The sequence below is a fragment of the Pseudomonas sp. IAC-BECa141 genome (assembly GCF_020544405.1).
Classification (GTDB): domain Bacteria; phylum Pseudomonadota; class Gammaproteobacteria; order Pseudomonadales; family Pseudomonadaceae; genus Aquipseudomonas.
This window is the reverse complement of record NZ_CP065410.1, coordinates 48,911-61,126: the sequence shown is the minus strand read 5'-3', so window position 1 is coordinate 61,126 and position 12,216 is coordinate 48,911. Positions and strand designations below refer to the sequence as shown.

General features: G+C 60.5%; 10 protein-coding genes. 8 read left to right on the top strand and 2 right to left on the bottom strand.

Annotated elements, in window-relative coordinates; genetic code table 11:
* The first annotated feature begins 13 nt into the window (after nucleotides 1–13).
* The 4 genes from I5961_RS00275 to I5961_RS00260 all read left to right on the top strand — a co-directional run bounded on the left by I5961_RS00275 (nucleotide 14) and on the right by I5961_RS00260 (nucleotide 5,564).
* Nucleotides 14–892: an endonuclease/exonuclease/phosphatase family protein gene (locus tag I5961_RS00275; protein ID WP_085696559.1), complete on the top strand. Its 879-nt coding sequence runs from the start codon at nucleotides 14–16 to the stop codon at nucleotides 890–892.
* Complete coding sequence (locus tag I5961_RS00270) at nucleotides 889–2,994, top strand: GGDEF domain-containing protein (RefSeq protein WP_085702225.1); 2,106 nt, start codon at nucleotides 889–891, stop codon at nucleotides 2,992–2,994. The genes I5961_RS00275 and I5961_RS00270 overlap by 4 nt, the downstream gene beginning before the upstream one ends.
* Nucleotides 2,995–3,095: 101 nt before the next feature.
* Complete coding sequence (locus I5961_RS00265) at nucleotides 3,096–3,875, top strand: N-acetylmuramoyl-L-alanine amidase (protein ID WP_085702226.1); 780 nt, start codon at nucleotides 3,096–3,098, stop codon at nucleotides 3,873–3,875.
* Between the two features lie 75 nt (nucleotides 3,876–3,950).
* The gene (locus I5961_RS00260; protein ID WP_170929692.1) at nucleotides 3,951–5,564 is read left to right on the top strand and encodes an EAL domain-containing protein; all 1,614 of its coding nucleotides are present in this window, start codon (nucleotides 3,951–3,953) and stop codon (nucleotides 5,562–5,564) included.
* Here I5961_RS00260 and I5961_RS00255 read toward each other — a convergent pair.
* Both I5961_RS00255 and algB read right to left on the bottom strand, forming a co-directional pair.
* Entirely contained in the window at nucleotides 5,561–7,351 is a 1,791-nt protein-coding gene (locus I5961_RS00255) for a KinB sensor domain-containing domain (protein ID WP_227234027.1), read from the bottom strand. The two genes, I5961_RS00260 and I5961_RS00255, sit on opposite strands and share 4 nt — an antisense overlap.
* Nucleotides 7,352–7,361: 10 nt before the next feature.
* Nucleotides 7,362–8,708, bottom strand: a complete 1,347-nt coding sequence (gene algB, locus I5961_RS00250) for a sigma-54-dependent response regulator transcription factor AlgB (protein WP_025112294.1) — start codon at nucleotides 8,706–8,708, stop codon at nucleotides 7,362–7,364.
* Between the two features lie 427 nt (nucleotides 8,709–9,135).
* Between algB and I5961_RS00245 the strand changes: the two genes are divergently transcribed.
* The 4 genes from I5961_RS00245 (at nucleotide 9,136) to gltP (ending at nucleotide 12,148) form a co-directional block, all read left to right on the top strand.
* On the top strand, nucleotides 9,136–9,420 hold the full coding sequence (locus tag I5961_RS00245; RefSeq protein WP_227234025.1) for a hypothetical protein: 285 nt from the start codon (nucleotides 9,136–9,138) through the stop codon (nucleotides 9,418–9,420).
* A gap of 67 nt (nucleotides 9,421–9,487) precedes the next feature.
* Nucleotides 9,488–9,652, top strand: a complete 165-nt coding sequence (locus I5961_RS00240; protein WP_003177151.1) for a DUF1328 domain-containing protein — start codon at nucleotides 9,488–9,490, stop codon at nucleotides 9,650–9,652.
* Between the two features lie 2 nt (nucleotides 9,653–9,654).
* Nucleotides 9,655–10,119, top strand: coding sequence for an inhibitor of vertebrate lysozyme family protein (locus I5961_RS00235; RefSeq protein ID WP_085696565.1), 465 nt, complete (start codon nucleotides 9,655–9,657; stop codon nucleotides 10,117–10,119).
* A 697-nt stretch (nucleotides 10,120–10,816) separates the two neighbouring features.
* Complete coding sequence (gene gltP, locus I5961_RS00230; RefSeq protein WP_227234024.1) at nucleotides 10,817–12,148, top strand: glutamate/aspartate:proton symporter GltP; 1,332 nt, start codon at nucleotides 10,817–10,819, stop codon at nucleotides 12,146–12,148.
* The last annotated feature ends 68 nt before the right edge of the window (nucleotides 12,149–12,216 follow it).

Sequence of the window (12,216 nt, the reverse complement as noted above, 5' to 3'; positions counted from 1 at the left end):
CGCGGCAATCGCCATGCGCCGCTGGGGAACCGGACGCGTCGTTGGCCTGCATGATCCGCAGGTCAACGAGCATCACCTGGAATCGACGGGCCTGCCCGCAGACAGCCGTCTGCGCTTGCTCAGCTTCAATATTCAGGTCGGCATCAGCACCGAGCGCTATCGGCACTACCTGACCCGCAGCTGGCAGCATCTGCTGCCGCACCCCGGGCGCTCCAGCAATCTGCAAAAGATCGGCAATCTGCTCGGCGACTTCGATCTCGTCGCCCTGCAGGAAGCCGATGGCGGCAGCCTTCGTTCAGGCTACGTCAATCAGGTCGAACACCTGGCCCAACTGGGCGCCTTCCCTTACTGGTATCAACAACTCAATCGCAACCTTGGCCGACTGGCCCAGCACAGCAATGGCGTGCTCAGTCGCCTGCGACCGTGGGCAATCGAGGACCACCCGCTGCCGGGTCCGAAAGGGCGCGGTGCAATTCTGGTGCGTTTTGGCGAGGGCCCGGAAGCGCTGGTAGTGGTGATGATGCATCTGGCACTGGGCGCGCGCGTGCGCAGCATGCAACTGGCCTACATCCGCGAGCTGATCGGCGGCTACAAGCATCAGGTGCTGATGGGCGACATGAATACCCACGCCAGCGATCTGCTGCAACACTCGCCGTTGCGCGACCTCGGCCTGTTGGCCCCGCAACTCGAAGCGACATTCCCCAGCTGGCGCCCACAGCGTTGCCTGGACCATATTCTGCTCAGCCCGACCCTGGCCCTGGAAAAGGTCGAAGTGCTGGCACAACCGATTTCCGATCACCTGCCGGTCGCGGTAGAGATTCGTCTGCCGGGTTCGCTCACGGCCGATGCATTGCCCGCGTTGAGCACTGCCCTTCGCGGAACCCCTGAATGAGCGACGAAGCCCAGCGCTGGAAAGAGAAATACCTCAAAAGCATCGAACAACAGGAAAAGCTCGAACGTCGATGGGACGCCCGGCTCGACTTGCTGCGCCGTGGTCTGGTGCGCAGCACCCTGGCGGCGGAAGGCACCGACCGCGTAGTCGATCAGTGCATGAAAGAAATGCGCGACGTGGTGCGCACCGATGACATGGACGCCGGCCTCGCCGCCCTGTTGCCACGCCTGGAAAAAGCCGTGCTCGATTCCGAGCAGCGCCGGGAAACCCGGATCGAACAGGTCAGCACCGCACTGACTGCGCTGGTCACTCAGCTGCAATCCCTCCCGCTGCCCCGCGATGTGGCCCAGCCGCTGAAGAAATTCGCCAAGCAACTGGACGGCCGGGTCAGTCAGGCAAGGGAAATGCCGCTGTTGCTCAGCGAGCTCAGCGGCTTGCAGGGCAAGGCCTTGAGCCGGCTGGAGACGCCAGCGGAACCCGGGCGCCCGGGGCTGTTGCAGCGCCTGTTCGGCAGCCGCGACAGCGAGGAAACGCATGCCGCAGTGACTCAGCCTGGCGTGGTCGCGCCTCCAGCACAGCCAGACCAAACGCCCGTCACGCATGAAATTGCGCCCTTGCAGGAAGCACCTGTCACGACCAGCGAACCGATCGCCTCTGCGCCAGCCAGCCAAGCACCGGTCGCCGAAACCGTGGCAGAACCAGCGAAAACTCCCGCGCCGCTGCCTGAGTACCATTCTGAGCCGGAGGTGGTTGCCTTTGAGCCTTCCAGAATCCTCACCGAAGCCCCCACGGCCCCCGGCGAACCAGAACCCACCGAACCAGAACCCACTAAGCCTGAGCCGGAGCCGCAGGCCTTCACGCCTCCTCCGGTTTTCGCGCCCGCAGTGCCGAAAGCCATCAATCCGGACGAACTGATCCACCCCGGCGATACCCCGCCACCCGTGATCCTCGACAGCCTACCCCTGCCCGAACCCATCGCTCAGGCACTGGCCGCCATCGATCCGGAGCAATCCGAGCACGACATTCTCTATGCCCTGCCCGACTCGCCGGAACCGTCCTACAGCTCGGTCGCCAAACATATCGAAGACACGCTGATCGGATTGCTGGATGACCTGACCCTGCCGGAGCGCCACCGCCCGCAAGCCGAAGCCATGCGCGACCGCCTGAAAAACGGTCTGAACTGGTACGAACTGCTGCCGATCCTCGACGATCTGGCGACCTTGATGCTGGCCATTACCGACAGCGGCCAGCACGAATTCGAAGCCTACCTGCAGCAACTCAATGAACGCCTCGAAGCATTTCAGAGCAACTTGCAGGCCGCCAGCGAAGGCCACGCCGACAACAGCTCCGCGTCGCGGGCGATGGACACGCAGATCCGCGAACAGGTCGACGGCTTGCAGAACAGCGTGCAGGAAGCGGCTGATCTGGATGATCTGAAGCACGTACTGGAAAACCACCTCGAAGGCCTGCTCGGCACCATGGATCAGCACCAGAAGCAGCGAGACGCCCGGGAACAGGAAGTCGCCGGACGCCTGAAAAGCCTGGCCGAGCGCGTGGCGCACATGGAGCAGGAAGCGCTGGGCTATCGCGAACACCTTGAAGAGCAGCGCCAGAAAGCCCTGATCGATCCACTCACCGGCTTGCCCAACCGCGCCGCCTGGACCGAACGGCTCGAACATGAAATCGCTCAATGGCGGCAACACGGCAACACCCTGAGCCTGGCCATGCTCGACCTCGATCATTTCAAACGGATCAACGATAACTATGGCCATCTGGCCGGCGACAAGGTGTTGAAGATCATCGCGACGGTGCTGCGCAAGCGCCTGCGTGGCAGCGACTTCATCGCTCGTTTCGGCGGCGAAGAGTTCGTCCTGCTGCTGCCAGCCACTACGCCAGCCGTCGGCGCCAAATTCCTGGAAACCCTGCGAGCGGCCATCGAAGCCTGCCCGTTTCACTTCAAGGGTGAGCGCGTCACGATCACGGTTTCCATGGGACTGGCGTCGTTCCGGCCAGGAGAACACAGCGATCTGGTGCTCAAAAGAGCCGATCAGGCGCTTTACCGGGCAAAAAACGCAGGACGTAACCGGGTGGAGCTGGGCTGAGGCAATTGTTCCATATTGTTTAAATCACCCCTTCAAGCGTCGAAGCGCGAGGCGATACGTTACACTGTTGCATTATCGTCTTGCGTGTACTGCCCTCTGCCATGAAATTTTTTACCCTCCTCGTGTCGCTGATCCTCCTGGCCGGTTGTGCCAGCGGCCCGCGTTTTGACACCAGCCATCCTTCGCTCAATCACGACAGTCGCGTGCAGTTTGTGATCGTGCACTACACGTCCGCCTCGCTCGAACGCTCACTGCAATTGCTGACCCACGGCGAAGTCAGCAGCCATTACCTGATCGGCGACGACAAGAACGCCACCATCTACAAGCTGATGGACGAGAACCTGCGTGCCTGGCATGCCGGCGAAAGCGAATGGCAAGGCCGTACCTGGCTCAACTCCAGCTCGATCGGCATCGAAATCGTCAATCCGGGTTTCAAGGACACACCGACCGGTCGCCTCTGGTATCCCTACAGCGAAGCCCAGGTGCAATCGCTGATCGTTCTGCTCAAGGACATCAGCAAACGCCAGGGCATCAGCCCGCGCCACATCATCGGCCACAGCGACATCGCCCCGCTGCGCAAGCTCGACCCGGGGCCACTGTTCCCATGGAAGCGCCTGGCCGCCGAAGGGCTGGGGCTCTGGCCCAATGAACAAGCGGTGGCACGCCAACAGGCGCAGTTCGATGCCGAACTGCCGAGCATCACCTGGTTCCAGAGCCAACTGGCGCGCCTGGGCTACTCGACGCCGCAGACCGGCGAGCTTGATGTAGCGACCCGTCATGTGCTCGCGGCCTTCCAGATGCACTACCGCCCGACGCGCTTTGACGGCACGCCGGATGCACAAACGGCAGCGTTGCTGCTGGTGTTGAATCAGACAAAATAATGACGCCCGCCCGACGGTCAGGGCGAAAACGCAATCAGCAGCTATAACTCATTGGTAATTCTTCGGATATCCATGATGGTTGCTACCCGAGAGACGCTGCGTAGCTGGTTTTATCGCCCCTGGTTTCTGGCGATGATCGCGGCTGTCCTCAGTGCGAGCCTGCTGATCACCGGCGGGCTGTTCGTGGCCGTGCGCCAGGTCGAGCAAAGCGAAAGCCAGGAAATGAATGCCCAGGGCGAGCGCTTCCTGGCGCGTCTGGAGCAACTGTTCGGCCAGTTGCGCGAAAGCCTCGACGACCTCGAAGCCCAACCCTTGCGCAGCTGCGACGACGAGATGATCGCCACGTTGCAGCAAGTGACGTTCAACTATCGCTTCGTCTACGAAGCCGCCTACATGGACGCCACGCGGATCTGTTCCAACCGTCCGCGCCAGGATGGCCTGTCGGTGATCCGTCCTCCGGACATCAAAGGTCCGACCTACAGCTACTGGCTGAACACCACCACCGAACCCGATGAAAACCGCGCGGCGCTGATGCTCGGGCGCGGCAATTTTCGCGTGGCCACCTCACGCGGGCACCTGACCGACATGGTCGACCTGTCGCCCGGCAGCAGTCTGTTGGTGGTGCTGGATCACGGCACCCGGGCGATTCCGGTACTCGGCGTTCCACAGACCTGGCCACCCGCGCAACCCTGGCCGCCGAAAACCCGGGATGCGCTGCAAGTCACCCAGTCGCGCCTGATCTACCGCATGCCCACCGACAACCCGGAATATCAACTGGTGTTGATCAGCCCACGCACGGGCATGCACATTCCGCAGCTCTGGTGGTGGATGGTGCCCTTCTGTCTGGTGCTCGGTGCGGTGGTGGGCGTTCTGGTGTTCTGGATCGTACGCCAGCGCCAGTCGCTGGACGCCGAGTTGCACGGCGCGATTCGTCGGGGTGAATTGCAGGTGCTTTATCAGCCGATTTTCGATCTCGACAGCCGCAACTGCGTCGGCGCCGAAGCGCTGCTGCGCTGGCGCCGACCGGACGGCACGCTGACCAGTCCCGACCTGTTCATCCCGATGGCCGAAAACACCGGGCAGATTCGCCAGATGACCGACTTCGTCCTGCAGCGCTTGCTCGAACAGTTGGGCCAGTTGCTGCGGGCCAACCCGCAGCTGTATATCTCGGTGAACCTGGCCGCCTGCGACGTGATGGTGCCGCGCATCGGCCAGGTCATGGCGCGGCTGCTGACCCTGCACCGGGTCGCGGCGCGGCAGATTGCGTTCGAGGTGACCGAACGCGGTCTGATCGATGTGGTGGTGGCCAGGGAAAACCTGCAAGCGCTGCGTGATGTCGGCCATCAGGTGCTGATCGACGATTTCGGCACCGGCTATTGCAGCCTCGCCTATCTGCAAACCTTGCCCGTGGACTGCCTGAAGATCGACAAGGCGTTCATCGACGCCCTCGGGCATGATGCCGCCAGCAGTGGTGTTGCGCCGCACATTATCCACATGGCCCAGGCACTGGACCTGAAGGTGATCGCCGAAGGCATCGAATATGAATCCCAGGCCGAGCTGCTGAGCAGCGAAGGGGTGAAATTCGGCCAGGGCTGGCTGTTCGCCCACGCCTTGAGCGCGGTGCAGTTCATCGAATTGATCACCCGTGGCCGACGACTCGCCGGACGCCGACTCGACGACGAAGCCTAGACGGCCAGCGCCATGTAGAACTGCGTGCCCTGCCCCGGCCGCGAGTAAACGCCCATCCGTCCACCGTGCAGCTGGACGATTTCCTTGCACAGCGCCAGTCCCAGCCCGGCACCGCCCTTCTTCCTGCCGACCTGGACGAAGGGTTCGAAAATCCGCCCTTGCTGACCGTAAGCAATCCCTTCGCCGTTGTCTTCGACGCTGATGATTACCCGCTCGCCATGGCGCCGGGCCTGCAAGCGGATCAGCCCGTCACGCGCGGTGTGGCGCAACGCGTTGTCGATCAGGTTGTCGAGGACTCGATCGAGCTGCGCCTGATCCGCCTGCAGGCGTGGCAGCGGACCTTGCGCTTCGACCTGCAGGGCAACGCCCTTCTCGGCCGCTGAATCGGCGAAACGCAAACGCGCCTGTTCCAGCAAGTCTTCGATGGAACACGGCGCCAGCGTGAGCTTCTGCAACCCACTCTGATACCGCGAGAAATTCAGCAGATCGTTGATCAACTGCATCAGGCGCTGCATTTCTTCGTTGACCGTGTCGAGCAGGTCGGACTCGCGAGACTCCGGTGGAAACTTCGCCCGCTCGCGGAACAGGCCGAACGCCATGTGCATGCCCGTGACCGGTGTGCGCAATTCGTGGGACGCACGCAGCACGAACTCGCTGCGCACCCGCTCGAAGGCGCGCTGCTCGGTGACGTCATGCAACACCATCACGGCGCCGAGGATGTGCCCCTGGGTATGGCTGACCGGCGTAAGACTGTAGGTCAGCAGACGCGATTCGCCATCGACTTCGATGCTCAAATCATCCGGCGCTCGCTCCAGCGTGCCACCGCGCAACACCAGTTGCAGTTGTGCATCCAGTTCCGGACGCTGAAGCGCCGTACCCAGACCCTCGCCGAAACGGTCGCTGTCCCAGCCCAGTTGTCGCTGGGCCACAGGGTTCAAGTGTTCCAGACGTCCCTGACGATCGATCATCAGCAAGCCGTCATCGATGCTGTCGAGTACCGCCTGCAGGCGCTGCTGGCCGGCAAGCAATTCGTCGACATTGGTCGCCTGGTGTTCGCGCAAAGCTTCGGCCATCAGCCCGAAGCGGCGGGTCAACAGGTTGATCTCCATCGCCGAAGATACCGGCAGCATCACTTCGAAATTGCCTTGGCCGATATTGTCCGCCGCTTTGGCCAGCGCCTCGATCGGCGCACCAAAACGCCGGGCAATGCCTTGGGCGGTGATGAAGCCGATGATCAGCACTGCCAGCCCAACCAGCCCAAGCAGGCCGGAAATCAGCAACGCGCGGTCGCGGGCGGCGTGCTGGACCGAATTGATGTTGTCCAGTGCGTGTTTGTGCTCGGTGATCAATCCGTTGCGTAGCGTATTGAAGCGCTCCCGCAAATCGCCACCGCCAGTCAGGGCAGCTGCCGGGTCGCGTGAAATGTCGAACGCCTGGAGGAAGTTCAGGTAATCGGCTTTTGCCTGGCTGAAACCGTATGGACGGTCGTCGTCTTTCTGTTCCTGGGCGATGCCCTCGTCGAGCAATTCGAAATAACGCCGTTTGGACGCCTCGAACGCCACGGGGTCGGGCTTCTCGGCAAGCATCATGATCAGCTGATCGCCGAGGGTCTGGCGCAGTTTGAGTCCGAGATCGAGGGTGACGAAGTTGTTGCGGATCAACGCCTCCTGGGTCCCGGCCATCTGCATCACGCTGACCAGCCCGAGCAACAGCCCGAGCAAGGCCACGGTGATCAGTGCGGATATGCTCAGGAACAAGCGGGTCCGCAACTTCATCGCCAGTTTCATCGGCAGATGCTCACAGGTTGTACTGCTTGCGCTTGCGATACAGTGTCGAAGCGTCAATCCCCAAGGTCTTGGCCGCCTGATCGAGGGTCCCGGCAGTCGCCAATACCGCGCCGATGTGGGCTTTCTCCAACTCATCGAGGCTCAACGCGGCGCCAACCCGTGGCGCATTGTTCGCCGGTTGTTCGGCCATGCCGAGGTGGCTGATTTCCACGCGCTCCTGCGGGCAGATGATGCTCGCTCGCTCGACCACGTTACGCAGCTCGCGAATGTTGCCCGGCCAGCGGTAGCCGAGCAGCGCTTCGCGGGCCTCGTCACTGAAGCCCCGCGCAGGGCGCGCATATTCCTTCACAAAGCGTGCAAGGAACCGGTCGGCCAGGGTCAGGATGTCTTCGGCGCGTTCGCGCAACGGCGGCAAATGCAGGGTAATGACGTTCAGGCGATAGAGCAGGTCTTCACGGAAACGGCCGTCGCGCACCATGTCTTCGAGATTGAGGTTGGTGGCGGCGAGGATGCGCACATCGGCCCGGCGGGTGACCGGATCCCCCACCCGCTCGTATTCTTTGTCCTGAATGAAACGCAGCAACTTGGGTTGCAACGTCAACGGAAAATCGCCGATCTCGTCGAGAAACAGCGTGCCGCCATCAGCCTGATTGACCCGTCCCAAGGTACTTTCACTGGCCCCGGTAAACGCGCCGCGACTGTGACCGAACAGCTCGCTTTCCATCAGTTCGGCGGTCAGCGACGGACAGTTGATAGTGACGCAGGATTTCTTCTCGCGCTTGCTCCAGCCGTGAATGGCTCGGGCCAATTCACCTTTACCGGTGCCGGACTCGCCGAGAATCAGGATGTTGGCGTCAGTACTCGCCACTTGCCGCGCCGTTTCGAGTACGACTTTCATCGCCGGGCTGTGGGAATCGAGACCGTCCTTGGGTTTGCGGATCTCGCCTTCCAGGGCTTCCAGGCGCGCCGAAAGCTGACGTACCTCAAGCTGCTTGGCAGTCGCCAGGCGCAGTTGATCCGGACTGCACGGCTTGACCAGATAATCGGCGGCGCCAGCCTGGATCGCATCCACCGCAGTGTCGACGGCCGAATGGGCGGTGACGATCACTACCCGCATCCACGGCGCCTGGATGCGCATTTGCGCCAGCACATCTAAACCGTTGTCTTCGCCAAGGCGCAAATCAAGGAAGCAAAGATCGAACACCTGACGTTGCAACAGCGCGTCAGCCTGGGCCGCGCTGTTGGCGGTGGCGACTGTATAACCTTCGTCTTCGAGGCAATAACGGAAGGTTCGCAGGATGGCGGATTCATCGTCCACCAGCAGAATGCGGCCTTGGTGCTCAGTGGCTGATTCCATTTTTCCTACGCTCCATAAGTAAATGTCTTGGGTTAGTCCCGGAAAAATCGGGCAAGTTGCATGGTTGATTCTGATCGATTCCAGCCATTGCAGGGTAGCTCTCTCCTGCCATAACGGCTAATCCTCTGATTTTGTTGATTTTTTAAACATCGCACCGTTTCAAGTCGGTTTCCTGCCTACTTTTCTGACATCTGCACCCTGCACTCAATTCAAAAAGAATGATTTTTCTTACGAAATAATCGTGCATTACGCACGAGCCTGCGGGGGTCATCGTGCAGGATGCGTCGTCAGGAATTTTCACTACATCTGTAACCAACTGATTTTATTGATTTTTTTAAAACAAAAAAGCTGGCATGCAGGCTGCAATACCTCTCTCAGCCCGGGCAGAAATGCACTGCCCCAACCGAACAAGAGTGAGGAACCCAGGATGACTCGCCCACGTGCCGCCCAAATGCGTATTTCGCCACTGCACTTGCAGCAGGCCTTGTTTGGCGCACTTGCGCTCCTGATTACGCTGGTCGCTTGCCAGCAATACCTGCGCTGGGAGCAGAGTCAGCATCCTGAGCCCCTGATTTACATGCAACACGCGACACAGACCCACTTCAGCGCCGTCAGCAGCAGCCAGGCAGACAACGGCGCAATGCGCATGATGGACGTCGACCAACCACAGCCGCTGGGCGACATGCCCCGTGAAGAACGCTGGGTTTTCTAATCAACGAATCTGGGCGCCCCCGCGCCAAGACCGGCAACACCCTTAAATAGAAGCAAGGAGAATCACCATGTTGAGCTGGGCAATCACTTTCCTGATCATTGCCATCATCGCTGCAGTACTGGGCTTCGGTGGTATCGCGGGCACCGCCACGGGTATCGCCAAGATTCTATTTGTCGTTTTCCTGGTGATGTTCATCGCTTCTTTCTTCTTTGGCCGTCGCGGTCGAGGCTGAACATGAAGGGTTTAAAGACGCTGGCAGCCGCCCTGCTCCTGGGCGGTAGTGCCATGGCGATGGCGGCCAATGACGGCCAGACGCGGGTCAACGAGCTGTTGAGTTCCGACCCGCAATACAGGGAAACCTGGGAAGGCGTGGTGAAGAAGGAAGAACGCCTGCCGGAATGGGTGATGAACCTGTCCGGCGCGCCGGACCAACAGATGAATGCCGTCACCGAAGATGGCGATCAATATCTGGTGGGGCCGCTCTGCGAATCGCAGGACAAATGCCTCAACCACCGCCTGATCGTCGCCTTCAGCTTCGACAAGAAAGACGCCTACGCCATGCTGGTCGATGTGCCCGAAGGATTGCCGGCCGACAAGTCGCCAACGCGACATGCGACCTACCGCTTCCTCGGCAAGCCCGACCAGGGCATGCAGGATCTGTTGATGGAAACACTGAAGAAAGATCCGAACTGGTATTGAACATGAGGGCAGCCGAGAGGCTGTCCTCTATTGCACCCGCCCGAGGAAGGCCGGTGCATGACCAGGGGGCCGGGACGTTCTGACTGTTGCAGGGTCGGAGTGACCTACGGGTACAGGGAGTGCCTGCGATGAGGGCCGGGTCAGGGTAAAAGCTGCGACGCAAGTCCGCCAACCGGAGCGGTTCGACGGACTTGCGCTGGGCTTGCAACGTGACAAAACGTTGATCCAGAGCGTTCTGCTCGTCTTTTTTATCGCCCACACTGCATGCGAAAGCATTTCGCGGTGTTTCGTCGCGACCGTATATCGAGAAAGAGTCGATCAAGTAAGTCGGACATTTAGATTCCGAACGTAGGCTTTTTCCTGAATTTTTTGTCGAAATCACTCGTTCAAAAAACAACCAACCTACGCTGTAATGGCCGGTTCACGGCACTTATGCCTGCCGAAATGTCGTATTCGAACCGGTTGGGACGCCAGTTTCATTTGAAAAAGCTCATGCCGATTCGGCATAGGGTAGGCGTTTACGGCATTAGACGGCGCAACCTTGCATCGGAATAGTTGCGCCTTTTTTCGCCTGCCGGAGAGCCGTAAACACGCGCTTCGGGGCACCTTATACGGAGGCAGATGCACAGACTTTTCCGCTGATGAGCGTTCCAGTTCCTGCATGTGCCTGAGTCAAACGCAAGTAAGGGTAAAGATAATGAAGAAGGCAAAGCTTAGCCTCGCCTGGCAGATCATCATCGGTCTGGTATTGGGGATTGCAATCGGTGCGTTGCTCAACCATTTCAGTGCCGAGAAGGCCTGGTGGATCAGCAACGTCCTGCAACCGGCAGGCGATATCTTTATCCGTCTGATCAAGATGATCGTGATCCCGATCGTCATCTCTTCCCTGATCGTCGGCATCGCCGGCGTGGGCGACGCCAAGAAGCTCGGGCGCATCGGCCTGAAGACCATCATCTACTTCGAAATCGTCACCACCATCGCCATTGTCGTCGGCCTGCTGCTGGCCAACCTGTTCCATCCGGGTGCGGGCATCGACATGAGCACCCTGGGCACCGTGGACATCTCCAAGTACCAGGCGACCGCCGCCGAAGTGCAGCATGAACACGCGTTCATCGAGACCATCCTCAACCTGATCCCGTCGAACATCTTCGCGGCCATGGCCCGTGGCGAGATGCTGCCGATCATCTTCTTCTCCGTACTGTTCGGCCTCGGTCTGTCGAGCCTGCAGTCGGACCTGCGCGAGCCGCTGGTGAAGATGTTCCAGAGCGTCTCGGAAAGCATGTTCAAAGTCACCCACATGATCATGAATTACGCGCCAATCGGTGTGTTCGCCCTGATCGCGGTGACCGTGGCCAACTTCGGTTTCGCCTCGCTGCTGCCGCTGGCCAAACTGGTGATCCTGGTTTACGTCGCCATCGCCTTCTTCGCCTTCGTGGTTCTGGGCCTGATCGCCAAGATGTTCGGTTTCTCGGTGATCAAGTTGATGCGCATCTTCAAGGATGAACTGGTGCTGGCTTACTCCACCGCCTCCTCGGAAACCGTGCTGCCACGCGTGATCGAGAAGATGGAAGCCTACGGCGCACCGAAAGCCATCTGCAGCTTCGTGGTACCGACCGGCTACTCGTTCAACCTCGACGGTTCGACCCTGTACCAGTCCATCGCGGCGATCTTCATTGCCCAGCTGTACGGCATCGACCTGTCGATCAGCCAGCAACTGCTGCTGGTCCTGACCCTGATGGTCACCTCCAAAGGCATCGCCGGTGTACCGGGCGTGTCCTTCGTGGTGCTGCTCGCCACCCTGGGTAGCGTCGGCATTCCGCTGGAAGGCCTGGCTTTCATCGCCGGTGTCGACCGTGTGATGGACATGGCGCGTACCGCCCTGAACGTCATCGGCAACGCCCTCGCCGTACTGGTTATCGCCCGTTGGGAAGGCATGTACGACGACGCCAAGGGCCAGCGCTACTGGAACTCGCTGCCGCACTGGCGCAGCAAGGAAAAACTGCCGGCCGGTGACGTTTCGAAAAACTGATCCCGCCCGCAAGGCACCCTGACAAACCCCGGAGAAATCCGGGGTTTGTCGTTTCTGGCGACCCCGCT